Annotated in this window: 14 protein-coding genes; 7 read left to right on the forward strand and 7 right to left on the reverse strand. The window is 72.5% G+C overall.

Annotation, left to right across the window (positions count from 1 at the left end):
- From Q0283_RS14990 to Q0283_RS15000, 3 genes are all read right to left on the reverse strand, one after another.
- The coding region (locus Q0283_RS14990; protein ID WP_298045371.1) for a cyclodeaminase/cyclohydrolase family protein at window positions 1–587 on the reverse strand (587 nt) is incomplete at its 3' end.
- Between the two features lie 63 nt (window positions 588–650).
- Window positions 651–1,256, reverse strand: a complete 606-nt coding sequence (locus Q0283_RS14995) for a hypothetical protein (protein WP_183528628.1) — start codon at window positions 1,254–1,256, stop codon at window positions 651–653.
- A 40-nt stretch (window positions 1,257–1,296) separates the two neighbouring features.
- On the reverse strand, window positions 1,297–2,049 hold the full coding sequence (locus tag Q0283_RS15000) for a ZIP family metal transporter (RefSeq protein ID WP_183529436.1): 753 nt from the start codon (window positions 2,047–2,049) through the stop codon (window positions 1,297–1,299).
- A 129-nt stretch (window positions 2,050–2,178) separates the two neighbouring features.
- On the opposite strand from Q0283_RS15000, the gene Q0283_RS15005 reads away from it, so the two are divergent.
- Both Q0283_RS15005 and Q0283_RS15010 read left to right on the forward strand, forming a co-directional pair.
- Window positions 2,179–2,514 (forward strand): cytoplasmic protein, encoded by a 336-nt coding sequence (locus Q0283_RS15005; protein WP_298045376.1) that lies wholly within the window; start codon window positions 2,179–2,181, stop codon window positions 2,512–2,514.
- 136 nt (window positions 2,515–2,650) lie between these two features.
- Window positions 2,651–2,875: a DUF2945 domain-containing protein gene (locus tag Q0283_RS15010; protein ID WP_183528624.1), complete on the forward strand. Its 225-nt coding sequence runs from the start codon at window positions 2,651–2,653 to the stop codon at window positions 2,873–2,875.
- A gap of 56 nt (window positions 2,876–2,931) precedes the next feature.
- Here the strand turns inward: Q0283_RS15010 and Q0283_RS15015 are convergent, their stop codons facing one another.
- The gene (locus Q0283_RS15015) at window positions 2,932–4,077 is read right to left on the reverse strand and encodes an acyl-CoA dehydrogenase family protein (RefSeq protein WP_298045378.1); all 1,146 of its coding nucleotides are present in this window, start codon (window positions 4,075–4,077) and stop codon (window positions 2,932–2,934) included.
- Between the two features lie 81 nt (window positions 4,078–4,158).
- On the reverse strand, window positions 4,159–4,887 hold the full coding sequence (locus tag Q0283_RS15020) for a helix-turn-helix domain-containing protein (RefSeq protein WP_298045380.1): 729 nt from the start codon (window positions 4,885–4,887) through the stop codon (window positions 4,159–4,161).
- A gap of 74 nt (window positions 4,888–4,961) precedes the next feature.
- Here Q0283_RS15020 and Q0283_RS15025 point away from each other — a divergent pair, with 74 nt between their 5' ends.
- From Q0283_RS15025 to Q0283_RS15040, 4 genes are all read left to right on the forward strand, one after another.
- Entirely contained in the window at window positions 4,962–5,285 is a 324-nt protein-coding gene (locus tag Q0283_RS15025) for a hypothetical protein (RefSeq protein ID WP_298045381.1), read from the forward strand.
- A 126-nt stretch (window positions 5,286–5,411) separates the two neighbouring features.
- Window positions 5,412–6,722, forward strand: a complete 1,311-nt coding sequence (locus Q0283_RS15030; RefSeq protein WP_298045382.1) for an AI-2E family transporter — start codon at window positions 5,412–5,414, stop codon at window positions 6,720–6,722.
- A 67-nt stretch (window positions 6,723–6,789) separates the two neighbouring features.
- Window positions 6,790–10,446, forward strand: a complete 3,657-nt coding sequence (locus Q0283_RS15035) for an SNF2-related protein (protein ID WP_298045383.1) — start codon at window positions 6,790–6,792, stop codon at window positions 10,444–10,446.
- Window positions 10,447–10,686: 240 nt separating this feature from the next.
- Window positions 10,687–11,133 carry a universal stress protein gene (locus Q0283_RS15040; protein WP_183528070.1) on the forward strand — a complete coding sequence of 149 codons (447 nt, stop codon included), beginning with the start codon at window positions 10,687–10,689 and terminating at the stop codon, window positions 11,131–11,133.
- A gap of 3 nt (window positions 11,134–11,136) precedes the next feature.
- Here the strand turns inward: Q0283_RS15040 and Q0283_RS15045 are convergent, their stop codons facing one another.
- Window positions 11,137–12,333 (reverse strand): agmatine/peptidylarginine deiminase, encoded by a 1,197-nt coding sequence (locus Q0283_RS15045; protein ID WP_183528068.1) that lies wholly within the window; start codon window positions 12,331–12,333, stop codon window positions 11,137–11,139.
- Window positions 12,334–12,438: 105 nt separating this feature from the next.
- A complete protein-coding gene (locus Q0283_RS15050; protein ID WP_298045384.1) occupies window positions 12,439–13,521 on the reverse strand; it encodes a LysR family transcriptional regulator in 1,083 nt (360 codons plus the stop codon).
- Between the two features lie 89 nt (window positions 13,522–13,610).
- On the opposite strand from Q0283_RS15050, the gene Q0283_RS15055 reads away from it, so the two are divergent.
- Window positions 13,611–16,590: bifunctional proline dehydrogenase/L-glutamate gamma-semialdehyde dehydrogenase (locus Q0283_RS15055; protein ID WP_298045385.1), on the forward strand; the 2,980-nt coding region annotated here is incomplete at its 3' end.

Consider the following 16,590-nt stretch of genomic DNA (forward strand, 5'->3'; position numbering starts at 1 on the left):
CGGATCAACCGGCGCACCCGCGTGACCAGGGCGTCCACGTCGTCGATGAGCCGGGCGGCGCCGTCGATGTCCTTGCGCAACCGCGTCTCGACCTCGGGATCCTTCAGCGGCGCCAGGTCCGTCTCGAGGGTGACCACCGCGGCCATGAGGGCCGCGCGCTCGGCGCCCAGCGCGGCGCCCACGTCGCTGAGCACGTTCTGGTTGTAGTCCTCCAGCAGTTCCGTCGCCACGCCCACGACGTCGGCCGCCACCGTCACGATGGCCCCCGGCGGTTCCGCGGCCCGTTCGATGGCCTGCTGGATCTGCCGCGATCGTTCGGCACGCTCCGGCTCGGTGTCCCGGGGCATCGCGAAGGCGTCGGCGACGGAGGCGAACCCCGACTCGTCCGCGTCCGAGAGCCCCAGCGCGGTGACGGCGATCCGCTCGCAGCGGGCGGCCAGTTCCTCCCGATCGCTGAACCGGGCCGCCATGGCCACCAGGGCCGCTCCCTGGGCGGCCATCAGCGCGCCCGTGGCCCCGCCGCCGGGTGTCGGCTCGCCGGAGGCCAGGCGGTTCAGGTAGTCCTCGATGCGCTCGTGCCGGATCATGGGTCCATCACAGCACCGCGTCCGGAGTCGCGCCAGTCCTGCGGCGGCCCGGGTGTGGCCTCGTCAACGCGGCAACCGCACCGTGCTGGTCAGCGTGGTGAGCATGGGCTCCCGCGGAGTGGAGCTGAACCCGAACCGCGGTGGCGGGTCCATCTCCGTCAGGCCGCCCAGGTCCCGGCCGCCCCAGGAGGCCGTGGAGGCGGTGATGCGGTGCAGGTCCCGGGCGGAGTACCACTCGAGCCGGTCGTTCCCCGCGGTGCCCAGCGTCCGCACCCCGGGCATCACCACCCGGGCCACCCGGTCGCTGACCCGCGCCACCGTCAGGGTGCGGCCCAGCCGGGGCGGGACGGCGCGCAACAGGTGCCCCCAGGCCGTCCGCCGCCCCACCGTGAACTCCCAGTGCAGCGGCCCGGCCCGCACGGTCCAGGCGGGACCCTCGACGGCGACGGACACGGGGACCTGCCGGACGTCGTCGAACACGTAGGTGGCCGAGACGAAGTCGGCGACCCAGTCGTCCGGGGCCAGCAGCTCGCGCCGGCCGTCCGGGTGCTCCACCATGACGTCCGCGAACGGCCCGTGGGGGCTGTGGTCCCAGGCGCCGAGCACCAGCCGGGTCCCACCGGAGGTCCCGGCCCCGGCGATGTGGCCGGTGAACTGCCATCGGTCCATGCGCGTCTCCCGCCGCCGTCGTGGTCTGCTCATCCCATCATCACCCGCGCGCCGCGTGCAGGCTGAAGGCGGCCAGGAAACCGGCGGCGGCGATGAGCCCCGAGTACAGGGCGGCGTCCTCGAAGGCCTCCGGGATCATGGTGTCCGTGATCATCGCCAGGATGGCCCCGGCGGCCAGCGCGTTGACGACGGCCAGCGTGGCCGGTGGGGCGCCGTCCAGCAGGAGGTAGCCGGCCAGCGCCGCCAGCCCGGAGGCCACCGCGATGCCGCCCCAGATCCCGAAGACGTAGCCCGGCCCGCGCCCGGCACGTTTCCAGCCGGCCGTGCTGGAGAGCCCCTCCGGGACGTTGGAGATGAACACGGCCACGAACATCGGCAGGCTGACCCCGCCGCCGACGAGCACGCTCAGCCCCAGCACCATGGATTCCGGGACCCCGTCCAGCAGGGCCCCGATCGCGATCGCCCCGCCGGCACCGTCCCCGTCCAGTCCGGACTGCTGGTGACCCGAGCGCTTGCGGTGCCGGGCCCCGAACCGGGCCAGCACGATGTTCAGTCCGACGTAGGTCACCGCCCCGACGGCGAAGCCGATGACCGTGGCGGCGAGTCCACCGGTGGTCAGGGCCTCGTCGACGAGCTCGAAGGTCAGGGCGGAGATCAGCACGCCGGAGCCGAAGGCCATCACGGCCGCCACCACCCGCCGCGGCACGTCGACGAACCAGGCGATGACGCTGCCCAGCAGCAGCGCCGCACCGGCGATCAGGCCGGCCCCGCCGGCCAGCAGCCATTCCGGCATACGCACCTCCGGGTTCAGGATCGTGCACGACCGGGCCGCGGGGAAGGGCCGGTGCGTGCCGTGGGCCCGTGGGCGCGCCTCCGGTCGGCAGGTCTGGGCCTGGGCCCGCGGTAGGAGGACACTGCTGCTGTGGAACTCGATCCCGTGGTCACCAATCCGGAGCACTACTCCGTCCTGTTCGAGAACGACGAGGTGCGGGTGCTGGAATACATCGACCGGCCCGGCGACCGGACGACGCCGCACGACCACCCCGACAGCGTCATGTACTCCCTCAGCCACATCCGCCGCCGACTGGTCGCGGGTGAGCACCAGCGGGACGTGGACATCCCCGCCGGGACGGTCAACTGGGTGCCCGCCCAGCGTCATTCCGGCGAGAACACGGGGGACACGCCCTCGAGGGCGATTTTCGTGGAGCTCAAGCGCGTCGGCCAGGCCCCGCGGGGCGAGGCGCTCGGGCCCAGCTGAGGCATCGGCGACCGGGCCGGCTGAGGACGTGGGCACCCGGGCCCGGCCTGGGGGCCGGCGGCCGGTGGGGATAGGGTGGCCGCAACGAGACGCCCCGGCCCGCCCGGAGCGTGTGACGGCAACCCCAGGAGCGATCATGTCCGGACGGTCCACCCCGTTCTCCGTGGGAGACCACGTGAGCTGGAACTCCGAGGCCGGTCGGGTCTCGGGCACCATCACGAGGGTCCACACCAGCGATTTCGACTACAAGGGACACACCCGCCGGGCCTCGGCGGAGGACCCGCAGTACGAGATCAAGAGTGACAAGACGGATCACGTGGCCGCCCACAAGGGCAGCGCGCTGACCCGGCTCAAGGACTGAGCGGCACCCCGCGGCGCCACGCCGATGGCTGACGCACCGGTGCGCCGGCGGCGGGCTCAGAGCCCGAGGTCGCGCCCGATGAGTTCCTTCATGATCTCGTTGGAGCCGGCCCAGATGCGGTTCACGCGGGCGTCCTTCCAGGCCCGGGCCACCCGGTACTCGTTCATGTAGCCGTAGCCGCCGTAGAGCTGGACGCAGTGGTCCAGGATCTCGTTCTGCACGTCCGAGGCCCAGTACTTGGCCTTGGCGGCGTCCACGGCGGACAGCTCGCCGGTGGTGTGGGCCAGCACCGCCTCGTCCACGAACGCCTGGGTGACCTCGGCCTTGGTCACCAGCTCGGCGAGCAGGAACTTGTTGTGCTGGAAGGCGCCGATGGGTTGACCGAACGCCGTGCGCTCCTTGGTGTACTCGAGCGTCTCGTCCAGGATCTGCCGGGCGTGCGCGAGCCCGTAGACCGCGGCGCCCAGCCGCTCCTGGGGCAGGTTCACCATCATCTGGATGAAGCCGGTGTCCACCTCGCCGATGATGTTCTCGGACGGGACGCGCAGGTTGTCGAAGAACAGTTCGGCGGTGTCCGACTCCGGCTGTCCCACCTTGTCCAGCTTGCGGCCGCGGTGGAAGCCCTCCATGGTGGCCTCGACGCCGAACAGGGTGATGCCCCGGGCCTTCTTCTCCGGGCTGGTCCGGGCGGCGACGATCACGAAGTCCGCCGAGTAGCCGTTGGTGATGAAGGTCTTGGAGCCGTTGAGGACCCAGTCGTCCCCGTCCCTGACCGCGGTGGTGCGCAGGTTGGCCAGGTCGGAGCCGCCGGAGGGCTCGGTCATGGCGATGGCGGCGATGATGGACCCGTCGGCGATGCCGGGCAGCCAGCGCTGGTGCTGCTCCGGGGTGCCGAGCTTGACGATGTACGGCGGGACGACGTCCGCGTGGATGCCGATGCAGGACGGCAGGGCGAAGTTGACCCGGGAGAACTCCTCGAACAGCACCGCGTTGAACCGGTAGTCCTGCGGGTAGCCGCCGCCATACTGTTCCGGGACCTCCAGGCCGAGCAGGCCCTGCTCCCCGGCGGCCTGCCACAGCTCGCGCGGAAGCCCCTTGTCCTCCGCCCACTGCTCGACGTGCGGAGCGACGTGGCGCTTGACGAACTCGGCGACGGATTCGCGGAAGTCATCGTGCTCGGTCTCGAACATGCGACGGCGCATGGGACGGTCCTCTCGGGGTTACTACTGGGTACACCTCGAGGGTGCCACCGGGGGCCCCCACGCGCAATACCGGCGGGTAACTTATGGCGTCGTGTCGTCGGCCGACAGGGGGAAGACGCTCAGGTACAGGCGTACCCGGCGGGTCTGCGCCACCGGGTCCCCGTCCGGCGTCGGCCGGTCCGGGGGTGTTCCGGTGTCGCCGTCCGCACCGGAGGGGTCGCCGGGCCGGCCCAGGTGGCGGTCGATGACCGTCATGAGCTCCTCGGTCAGGGCCCGGGTCTGGGCCGCCGTCAGCTCGCGGGTGGTGGTGTTGTCGATCGAGGCCTCGATCCATTCCCGCTCCTCGTGGTTCTCCACGGACAGCCAGCGGCCCAGCGCGGCCGCGCGCTGGTCGAGCGAGGCCTGCAGCAGGGCCTGGATGGCCGGCCTGTTCGCCTCGTCCTGGGCCAGGTCGTAGGTGGGCACCGCGAACCCGACCGGTTTCCACCAGCGCTCCCGGCCCGAACCCCGTCCGGTGTCCTCCTCCACGAAGCCGTGCTTCTCCAGCTGGCGCAGGTGGTAGCTCGTCTGCCCCGTGCTCTCGTCCAGGTGCCGGGCCAGGGCGGTCGCGGTGGCCGACCCCACGTCCGTCAGGTGGGAGTAGATCGACATCCGCAGCGGGTGGGCGAAGGCCTTCATGGCCCGCGCGTCGACCTTCCGGGGGGCGACGCCGGGCAGCTGGGCCGGGCCGTCCGCCACGGGATCCGGGGAGGGCTGGGGGGCCTCGGTGGGGAGGGGGTCCTCCGGGGCCGAGGACTTGTCACGAGGCATGTGCAGAGCTACCTTTGCATAGACAGCTTTGCAAAGAAATCTCTGCAAAGTCTTCTCGGCACCAGTCTACGGAGATGACCCCCATGCTGCGATCCACCGCCGCGCTCCCGGCCGACCACTCCTCTCGGGCCCTGCCCCGCCCTGCCCGCCAGCCCGCGAAGCCGGCCACCCCCTGGAGCCTGGGCCGGGCGTTCCGCGCCCTCCTCGGGCCGTCCGCGACCCGCGTGGGCGCCGCCGCCCAGCGCCGCTCCGGTGCAGGGACCGGCTCAGGCGCGGGGTCAGGTGCGGGGTCAGGCACCGGCCAGCGCCCCGGCGTCGGCGTCGACCACCGTGAGGGGCAGGCCATGCACCGGATCCGGCGCGCGGCCGCCCTCGGGGGCGGTCCCGGCCTGCGCTGAGGCCCCGTCAGGGCAGGTGGCCGCCACGTCCGTCGGATGGGCCGGGGCCGCAACGGCGTTCGCCTCCGCAGGTCCGGCGGGCGCCGCGTCGGCGCCGAGTTGGGGCCGCGCCGTAGACTGCGGCTCGTGGAAAAGGCGCAGGCCGCGGACGCGGCAATGGGGGAGACGGCCGAGGACAGGACCCGCCGGATGTGGCCGCGATTCCTCGTCATCGTGCTGTGCCTGGCCGGGCTGGTCATCGCGCTGCAGTTCGTCCAGGGCCTGCAGGGCATCATCGGGCCGGTGTTCCTCGGCCTGAACCTGGTCATCATCGCCTACCCGCTGCAGGCGTGGATGATCCACCGGGGGGTCAACCGCTTCCTCGGGGCGTCCGTGACCGTGCTGATCGTGGTGGTCGTGCTGATCGTGTTCCTGGCCCTGATCCTGTGGTCGGCCTCGGAACTGGTGATGGCGCTGCCCGAGTACAGCGCGGAGTTCACCAACATCTACTTCGGCATGGTGAACTGGATCGGCAGTTTCGGCGTCACCCCGGACATGGTCATCGAACAGCTCTCCGGCCTGAACATGTCCACCGTGGTGTCCACGGCCACCGGCCTGCTCACCGCCGTCCTGTCCAACGTCACCGCCATCATCGGCCTGCTGGCCACCGTCATCATGGCCGTGTTCTTCCTCGCCATGGACTCCGTGGCCGTGGAGCGGCGGATCGCGCTGCTGAACACCGCCGACTACGAGCTCGGGCAGGCGCTGACCGCGTTCGCCCAGGGGGTGCGGCGGTACTGGGTCGTCACCACGGTCTTCGGGCTGCTCGTCGCCGCGCTGGACGTCGCCGCGCTGGCCGTCATCGGCGTCCCGATGATCTGGGTCTGGGGCGTGCTGAGCTTCCTGACCAACTACATCCCCAACATCGGATTCATCATCGGCATGGTCCCGCCGGCGTTGCTCGGCCTGGTGGAGGGCGGCTGGGGTGCGTTCTTCGCCGTGATCGTGGCCTACTCCGTCCTGAACTTCGTGCTGCAGTCGATCGTCCAGCCCAAGTTCACCGGCGATGCCGTGGGCGTGATCCCCACCGTCTCCTTCCTGTCCCTGCTGTTCTGGGCCTGGATCCTCGGTCCGCTCGGCGCCATCCTCGCCCTGCCCGCCACGCTGCTGCTGAAGGCGGTCATGGTCGACGCCGACCCGCAGTCCCGCTGGATCAACACGTTCATCGCCTCCGACCTGCGCGGGATGGAGGAGCGGAACCGGCGCGCGCTGGCGCGGCAGCGTTCCGACCGGGCGGCAGAGGAGACCGTGGCCGCCCGGGCGCCCGGGGCCCGCGAGGGCGTGCTGTCCGGCGAGGACCTGCGTGATGGCGCCGCGGCGGGTGGCGGCGACGGGGCCGGCGACGGCGGTGCGCCCGGGGACCCGGGGGCGCAGTCCCCTCCACAGCGGACCGAGTGAACGGGGCCGTCCACGGTCCGGCCCGGGCGGGCCGGACCCTGTCCGTCGTCCGTGAAACCATGGAGGGATGACCACCCCCACGCTGCCGTACGTCGCCGACCAGGACATCGCTGCCCTGGTGGGGTCCGCGGCGGCGGACAAGGGCAAGGCCTACGCCCGCCAGGGTGCGGTCACCTCGATGCAGTGGGACGCCCCGGAGGGGGCGGGCGAGGCAACGCCCGCCCCGCCCGCGACTCTGACCGCGTCGGTGCAGGGCAACGACCGGTTGCCGTACGAGACGTACGTCCTGCTGGTGCCCGGCCGGCCGGCGTCGTCCCCGGAGGCACTGCCCTCGTGGCGCCCGGTGCGCGCCGGCTGCACCTGTCCGGTCCGCAACGACTGCAAGCACGCCGCGGCGCTGCTCTACACCGCGACCGAGGAGGCGATGCGCCGGCACCTGCGGCACCAGGCACTGCGCGCCGTGCCCGGGGGTCCGGCCGGGCAGGACGCTGCCCCCTCGGTGCAGGGCTGGGGCCAGGTGCACCGCTACACCGAGGCGGACGTCTGGGGCGGTGAGGACGGCGGCGGTCCCTGGGGGGAGGAGGCCGAGCGCGAGGACTGGCGCTCGGTGCTGGGGGAGCTCACCGGGGAGAACTTGAGCCTCGGTTCGGACGAGCCGGTGGCGATCGGCGTGGAGCTGATGGCCGAACCGCAGAACCAGATGCGCCGCCGCTGGGGCGCCCACGCCGCCAGCGTCGAGGACGTGCGGTCCGGTGCCGCCCTGCAGGTCCACCTGCGCCCGATGCGCCGCGGTTCGCGGGACAACTGGATCAAGGGCGGGCTGACCTGGAAGAAGTTCCAGTACGGGGGACTGCGCCACCAGTTGCGCGAGGACCATGTGGAACTGCTCGGCCAGTTCTACCGCCTCTTCCTCGCCGAACGTCCCCAGGGGATGTTCGGCAATGACGAGACGCTGCGGCTGGACCAGCTCTCCGGCCCGCCGGCCTGGCAACTGCTCACCCGCGCCCGGGAACTCGGGGTCGAGTTCGTGGGCCAGGGCGTGGTCGGCGAGGTCGTCCTGGCCGGGCCGGCCAGCGTGCGCCTGGACGTGCGCGGGGAGTCGGACCTCGCCGTGGTGCCCGTGGTCGAGTCCGGCGGAGCACCGGTGCCCGGGGCGCGGGCGGCCGGCACCGGGGGATTCATCGCGGTGGACGTGCCCGACGACGCCCCGCAATGGGGTTCCCCGGTGCGCCTGACGCTGGTGCCGGCCGAGCGCACGCTGCCGCGACCGGTGCTGGACCTCTTGAAACAGGACGAGCCGCTGCAGATCCCGGCGGGAGAGACGGAGGAGTTCTTCTACGACGTCTACCCGCGGCTCTCCCGGATGATGCCCGTGGCCAGCACGGACGGATCCGTCGCGTTCCCGGAGGTGCCCGCCCCCGAGCTGCAGCTGCACGTGCGGTACGGCAAGGACCACCGGGCGAGCCTGGACTGGTCCTGGCTGTACTGGGGTCCGCGGCGCGAACTGCCGCTGGAATCGCGCCGGTCCCGGTCCCGCGGGGGCTGGTCCCCCACGGGGTACTCGGGCCGGGCCCGGAACCCCGAGGCCGACCGGGACATCGAGCACGAGGACGCCGTGCTGGACGCGGTGGGCGAGCACTGGCCGGTCGCCGGCGCGGGCGGGGCGCAGCACCTGGCCGGGATGGAGACGGCGCGGTTCGTGGAGAACGTGCTGCCGGTGCTGCAGGGCCTGGAGCACGTGAGCGTGACCGAGCACGGGTCCAGGCCGGACTACCGGGAACTGACCGACGACCCGCTGGTGCGCATCACCCAGGTCGAGTCCGGGCGGAAGAAGGACAACGACTGGTATGACCTCGGCTTCGAGATCACCATCGGCGGGGAGCTGTTCCCCTTCACCGAGGTGTTCACGGCCCTGGCGGAGGGGCAGAAGGCCCTGATGCTCAAGGACGGCACCTGGTTCCGCCTGGACCACCCCTCCTTCCAGAAGCTGCGCGACCTCATCAACGAGGCCGAGGTGATGGGGGACTGGAGCGCCGAGCGCCCGCGGATCTCCCGCTACGACGTGGCGCTGTGGGAGGAGTTCGAGGACCTCGCCCACGAGTCCGTGGCGGCCCGGGCCTGGCAGGAGACGGTGGGCGCGCTCAAGGACCTGGCCGAGATCCCCACGCCCGAGGTCCCCGAGGGCCTCGACGCCCGGTTGCGTCCCTATCAGCTCGAGGGCTTCGCGTGGCTGAGCTTCCTGTACGACCACGGACTCGGCGGCATCCTCGCCGACGACATGGGCCTGGGCAAGACCGTCCAGACCCTCGCCCTCATTGCCCGGGCGCGCGAGCGCGGCGCCCACAATCCCGGCGACCACCCCGGCGACCACCCCGGCCAACACGCCGCCGAGCCCCTGGCGGAACAACGAGCGCCGGACCACGGCGAGCCCGTGCCGCCCCCACAGGTGGCGCCCCCGTTCCTGGTGGTGGCGCCGTCCTCGGTGCTGTCCGTCTGGAAGGAGGAGGCCGAGCGCTTCGCGCCGGGCCTGGAGTTGCGGGTGCTGGACACCACCGCCGCCAAGCGCGGGACGACGGTGGCCGAGGAGGTGGCCGGGACCGACGTCGTGGTCACCAGTTACACCCTGCTGCGGCTGGACTCGGGGCAGTACACCGCGCTGGACTGGGACGGGCTGGTGCTGGACGAGGCGCAGTTCGTGAAGAACCGTTCGGCCAAGGCCCACCAGGCGGCCCGGGACGTCCGGGCGCCCTTCCGGCTGGCGATCACCGGCACGCCGATGGAGAACTCACTGTCCGACCTGTGGGCCCTGCTGTCCCTGACGGCCACCGGGCTGTTCCCCTCGCACACGGTGTTCCGGCAGGAGTACACCAAGCCGATCGAGACGCCGGATCCCTCCGATGACGGCACCCGGTTCGCCGCCGAGCGGATGGCGCGGCTGCGGCGCCGGATCCGGCCGTTCATGCTGCGGCGCACCAAGGAGCTCGTGGCCTCGGACCTGCCCCCGAAGCAGGAGCAGGTCAGCCACGTCGAACTGGTGCCCAAGCACCGCCGGCTCTACGACCAGGTGCTGCAGCGCGAACGCAAGAAGGTCCTGGGGCTGCTGCAGAACATGGACGAGAACCGCTTCGTGATCTTCCGGTCCCTGACCCTGCTGCGCATGCTGGCGCTGGACCCGGCGATCGTGGACGAGGAGTACGCCTCCGTGCCCTCCTCCAAGATGGAACAGCTGATGGAGAACCTGGAGGAGATCGTGGCCGAGGGGCACCGGGTGATCATCTTCAGCCAGTTCACCTCGTTCCTGTCCCGGGTGGGGGACCGGCTGGCCGACCGCGGCGTGGCCTTCGCCTACCTGGACGGCTCCACCCGCAACCGCTCCGAGGTGATCAGCCAGTTCAAGAAGGGCACCGCCCCGGCGTTCCTGATCAGCCTCAAGGCCGGTGGCTTCGGGCTGACCCTGACCGAGGCCGACTACGTGTTCCTGCTGGACCCCTGGTGGAACCCCGCCACCGAGGCCCAGGCCGTGGACCGCGCCCACCGGATCGGCCAGGAGCGCACCGTCATGGTGTACCGGATGGTGGCCGAGGGGACCATCGAGGAGAAGGTGCTGGCCCTGCAGCAGCGCAAGGCGGCCCTGTTCTCCTCCCTCACCGACGGGGACACCGCGTTCTCCAGCACCATCACCGCCGACGACGTCCGCGAGCTGTTCGCCCCGGACCGCGGCTGAGGGGACGCGCCCGGGCCGGCATCAGGGCCGCGCCCGGGCCGGGATCAGGGACGCGCCCGGGCCGGGATCAGGGACGCGCCCGGGTCGGGATCAGGGGCTGCGCCCGGGCCGGAGAGACTGGGCCGGGGACGCCGGATATTGTCCCGCGCGCCGGGCGGACCTACGGTGTTCGCACATCCGGAGTTCACCGAGGGCGCGCCAGGGCCGGACCGGGCCCGACGTCAGAGAGGGGCAGTGGTGATGGGAGAGGCAGTGAAGCCGGTCGTCGTCGGCGTGGACGGTTCGGAGACCTCCGTGGAGGCCCTGAAGGAGGCCGGGCGCATGGCCGCATTGCTGGGCGCCCCGCTGAAGGTGGTGACGGCCTGGCACTGGTCGGTCGTGGCCGCAGCGGTGCCCGCCCCGGATGCCCAGGACTTCCGCGGCCGGGCCCAGGAGGCCGTCGACCAGGCGATCACGGCGGCGTTCGGGGACGACGTGCCCGAGGGGCTGGAACGAGTGGTCCGGGAGGGGCCGCCGGCGCAGGTGCTGCGCGAACTGAGCAAGGACGCCTCCCTCGTCGTGGTGGGCAACCGGGGCCACGGGGGCTTCGCCGGCCTGCTCCTGGGCTCGGTCAGCTCCGCCGTGGCCGCCCACGCCCACTGCTCGGTGCTCATCACGCACAAGCACGGAGGGGACGGGGACCGCTGAGCGTCAGGGCATCCGCGTCGGCTGCGGCAGGCCCACGTGCCGGATGCCCACGCCGCGTCGGTACAACCGGTGCGCGGGAACCGGCACCACGGCCCGCCCGGGGTAGGCGGCCTCGAGGACCTGGTGCGCCCCCTCGTCGTGGGGATCGTCGAAGGACGGCACCACCACGGCCCCGTTGACCGGCAGGACGTTGACGTAGGACCAGGACACCTGGCCCCTGCCGTCGGACTCGGCCAGGGGAGCGGTGATGGCGGCGACGTTCAGGGGCCGGCCCCGGGCGTCGGTCTCGCCCTGCAGGATCTCCAGTGCCTGCAGGGACACCTCGTGGTCCGGGTGGGACGGATTCTCCTGCCAGTGCAGCAGCACCACGGTGGGGGAGGCGAACGCCACCACCTGGTCGATCTGCCCGCCCACCCCGTGCGGGCCGGCGTCGCGGGCCAGGCCGCGGGGCAGCCAGATGACCTTGCGGATGTCCGTGTACCGGGCGAACTCCGCCTCCACGTGCGCGCGGGACCACCCCGGGTTGCGCGCCGGGTCCAGGAGCACGGACTCGGAGGCGATCAGCGTCCCCTCGCCGTCGGTGATGAACGCACCACCCTCGTTGACCAGCAGGGACAGCTGACGCCGGGCGCCGGTCAGCTCGGCCAGCGTGCCCCCGGCCACGTCGTCCAGCCGGAACTCGACGCCCGGGCGGCGGCCGAAGCCGTTGAAGACCCAGTCGATCATGCCGATCCGGCGCTGACCGGTCTGTCCGTCCACGCCACCCACCGTGAAGGTCGGGCCGGACAGCCGCAGGAACGGGTTGTCCATGGACAGCGGGACCACCGGGATCAGGGGGTCCACGTAGGTGTGCACGATCTGCCGGTCGGCGGGGTCCACCAGCAGGGTGACCGGCTCGTAGTCCATCACCGCGTGCGCGACCCGGGCCCAGGCACGGCGGGCCCCGGAGACCTCCCACGAGCTGGTGCCCATCCGCGAGTAGTCCCGGGGGAAGGCGAGCCACAACCGTTCCTGGGGTTCGGTGTCCGCCGGCAGGTGCCAGGTGTCCTCCGTGGTGCCGGTCAGCAACGTGCCGGAGCCGGGGGATTCCGCCGCCGGAGTCCGCACCCCGGAGGGTGATGACCGCGGGAGGCCCGTGGACGGAACCGGTGTCCCCGAGGAGGCCTCCCGGCCCGATGACGTCCGGGGCTGCTCGTCCATGGATCCCCTCTCATCAGGTCGTTCACGGGATACGCCGGCGACGACGGCCGCCGGCGGGCCCCGTGCGGCCGGCACCTCCCATGCTATGCGAGCGTGCGATGCGCTTCACACAGAGCCGGTCCGGGACGCCGTCCCCAGGCCGAGGTCGCCGGCCGCCTCCTCCAGGACGGAGCGGACGGCGACGACGGCGGGAGACCCGGCGGTGGAGGACCGGGTGGAGGTGAAGACGGTGCGCATCGGCCGGCCGTCGAGGGGAATCCGCCGCAACCGGACCCGGGAGCCCACCAGAATCAGACCCGGCAGCAGGGCCACCGCGTTCCCGGACTCCACCAGGGCCAGGTGCGACTGCAGGTCGGAGGACACGTAGCGCACGTCCGGTTCGTGGCCGGCCGAGCGGCACACCTGTTCGGCCCAGTGCCGGGTGGCCGTGCCGCGGGGTTCCATCACCCACGGCAGGGGCCGGTGCGCGAGCAGCGCCTGCAGCACGGCACCGGGCGTCGGCCGTCGCCCGTCCGGCGCGGTCCCCGGCGCTGCGCGCGGTTCGGCTCCCCGCCCTGTGTCTGATGCGGTCCCCGGTTCAGCAGCGCGCACCACGTTCCCCGGCTCCACGTCCACCTCGGTCCCCGGCCCGGCGTCCAGCCGATCGACGTCCAGCGACGAGGGAACGGCCAGCTGCAGTTCGTCGCGCAGCAGCGGACGGCGGTCCAGGCCCGGCCAGTGCGGGGCGGAGTGCCCGGGGTACTGCTCGGCGACGACCACGTCGAAGTCCCGCGCCCAGGTCTCGTGCAGCGCGGTCTCGGGCTCGTACTGGACCACCTCGAGCCGCAGCCCCGGGTGCCGGGTGCGCAGCAGGGTCAGCGCCGGTGGCAACAGGGTCAGGGCGGCGGACTGGAACACGGCGAGGGTGACCCGGCCGGTGACCTCCTCGCCCGTGGAGACCAGGGCGGCCTCGGCCTGCTCGAGGGCGTCGAGGATCGGGTCGGTGCGCTCCACCAGGGCCAGGGCCGCCTCCGTGAGCTGCACCGTGCGACCGGCCCGGCGCAGCAGGACCGTCTTTGTCTCCCGCTCCAGCAGCGCCAGCTGTTCCGACACGGAGGACGGCGCCAGGTTCATGGCCCGCGCCACGGCGGTCATGGTCCCCCGGATGGACAGTTCCCGCAGCAGCACCAGGCGTCGGACGTCCAGCACGATGCCCTCCCGTCAGTTCGGCTGATCCGAAGGGTACCCTGCGGAAACGTTCGCTGGTGGTGCAGGATGTGACGGAGAACAATATCGGTATGAGCATCCACGTCTCCCACCCGGTGGTCCCCGATCCCGCGCCGCTCAAGGCCCTGGCCCCGGCCGCCGTCGAGCAGGTCCGCACCTGGCTGCGCGAGGCCCGGAACCACCCGACCACCTTCTCCGCCCGGCAGCTGGCCGGCGTGCTGAAGGACCCGGACGGACTGGACTTCACGGTCGGGTTCGTGGACCGCGTGGTGCGGCCGGAGGACCCGGCCATCGCCGCCGAGGCACTGCGGGACCTGGCCCCGCGCACCCCCGGCTTCCTGCCCTGGCCCATGCGGGCGGCGATGGGCGCCGGGGGCCGGGTGGCCCCGGTGGTGCCGCAGCTGGCCGTTCCCGCGGCCCGGACGGTGCTGCGCGAGCTCGTCTCCCACCTGATCGTGGACGCCACCGAGGACCGTCTCGGCCCGGCCATCCGGAAGCTGAGGACCCCCGGCACCCGGCTGAACATCAACCTGCTCGGCGAGGCCATCCTCGGACGGGGCGAGGCCGCCAGACGCATGGCCGGGATCCGCACGCTCATCGAGCGCGACGACGTCGACTACGTCTCCGTCAAGGTCTCCGCCGCCACCGCCCCGCACAGCCCCTGGGCGTTCGAGGAGGCCGTCGCCGAGGTCACCGAGTCCCTGCTGCCGCTCTACGAGCTGGCCGCCTCCCAGGCCGGCACCCCCACCGGGTCCACGTTCATCAACCTGGACATGGAGGAGTACCACGACCTCGACATGACACTGGCCGTGTTCATGGGCCTGATGGACACCCCGCAGCTGCGCACCCTGGAGGCCGGGATCGTGCTGCAGGCCTACCTGCCCGACGCCCTGGACGCCATGATCCGGCTGCAGGAGTGGTCCGCACGGCGCGTGGCCGAGGGGGGCGCCCCCATCAAGGTCCGCGTGGTCAAGGGCGCCAACCTGCCGATGGAGCACGTCCAGGCCTCGCTGACCGGCTGGCCCGCGGCGACCTGCGCGTCCAAGCAGGACACCGACACCAACTACAAGCGCGTGCTCAACTACGCCCTGACGGAGGAGCGTACGCGCCACGTGCGGATCGGGGTGGCCGGGCACAACCTCTTCGACATCGCCCTGGCCTGGCTGCTGGTGCAGGAGCGCGGGCTCAGCACCGAGCAGGTGGGAGACCGCCGCCCGGACGTCGAGTTCGAGATGCTGCTGGGCATGGCCACCGGGCAGGCCGAGGCGGTGAAGAAGGACGTCGGCTCGCTGCTGCTCTACACCCCCGTGGTGCACCCGCACGAGTTCGACGTCGCGATCGCCTACCTCATCCGCCGCCTCGAGGAGGGCGCCAGCCAGGAGAACTTCATGTCCGCCGTCTTCGAGCTCGACTCCGACCCGGAGCTGTTCGCCCGCGAGGAGGCGCGGTTCCTCGCGTCCGTGGCGGGCCTGGACACCGCCATCCCGACGCCGAACCGCACCCAGGACCGCTCGGCGGCGGATCCCGAGGTGGCCCGGGGGGCGGTCCCCCAGCCGGTGGACGGCTTCGCCAACGCCCCGGACACCGACCCCTCGCTGGCGGCGAACCGGGACTGGGCGCGCCGCATCATCCGGGCCATCCCCGGCTCGCAGCTTGGGGTCGCGGAGGTGGCCGGCGCTCGGGCGCGCAACTCCGGTGAGGTGCGGGCCGCCGTCGGGAGGGCCGTGGACGCGGGGCAGGCGTGGCGCACCCTGACCGGGACCCAGCGCGAGAGCGTGCTGAACGCCGTGGCCGACGCGCTCGAGGCGCGGCGCGCCGAGCTCCTCGAGGTGGCCGCCGCCGAGACCGGCAAGACCCTGGACCAGGGCGATCCCGAGGTCTCCGAGGCCGTGGACTTCGCCCGCTACTACGGCCGGCTGGCCCGTGGACTGGACGAGGTGGAGGGCGCCCGGTACGTGTCCCCGAGGCTCGTGCTGGTCATCCCGCCGTGGAACTTCCCCGTGGCCATCCCCACCGGCGGCGTGCTCGCCGGACTGGCGGCCGGGGCACCCGTGGTGTTCAAGCCCGCCTCGCAGTCCGCGCGGACGGGGGCGGTGGCCCATGCCGCCATCGTCGAGGGGCTGCGCGCCGGACTGGCCGGCCTCGGTGCGGGCCCGGGGCGCGAGGTCTGGAACGAGCAGGAGGCGGCCGCCGTCGCCGCCGACCTAGTCACCCTCGTGACGATCGACGCCGAGGACGAGGCCGTCGTCGGGAAGGAACTCATCACCCACCCGGACGTGGAACGCGTCATCCTCACCGGCAGTCACGACACCGCCCGGCTGTTCCGGTCCTTCCGGCCCGACCTGCCCCTGCTGGCGGAGACCTCCGGGAAGAACGCGATCATCGTGACGCCCTCGGCCGACCTCGACCTGGCCGCGAAGGACGTGGTCAACTCCGCGTTCGGGCATGCGGGGCAGAAGTGCTCGGCGTCCTCCCTGGTGATCCTGGTCGGCTCCGTGGCCACGTCGAAGCGGTTCCACCGCCAGGTGCTGGACGCCGCCTCGTCCCTGACCGTCGGTTACCCGGAGGACCCGCGCTCCCAGATGGGACCGGTGATCGAGGCGCCCGGGGAGAAGCTCGAGCGCGGGCTGACCCGGCTGGGCCCGGGGGAGCGGTGGGCGCTGCAGCCGCGGCCGCTGGACGCCAGCGGGCGGCTGTGGAGCCCCGGCATCCGCTCGGGCGTGCAGCCCGGGGCCGACGCGCACCTGACCGAGTACTTCGGACCCGTGCTGGGCGTGATGACCGCGGCGACCCTGGAGGACGCCGTGGAGCTGGTCAACGCCGTGGACTACGGCCTCACCAGCGGCCTGCACTCCCTGGACGACGAGGAGATCGGGTACTGGCTCGAGCACGTCCACGCCGGCAACCTCTACGTCAACCGGGGAATCACCGGGGCGATCGTGCGCCGCCAGCCCTTCGGCGGGTGGAAGCGTTCCTCCGTGGGCGCCGGGACGAAGGCCGGAGGCCCGCACTACCTGCACGGACTCGGCGGCTGGGAGGACGTGCCGGACG

The sequence above is a fragment of the uncultured Citricoccus sp. genome, from assembly GCF_937871995.1.
GTDB lineage: Bacteria > Actinomycetota > Actinomycetes > Actinomycetales > Micrococcaceae > Citricoccus.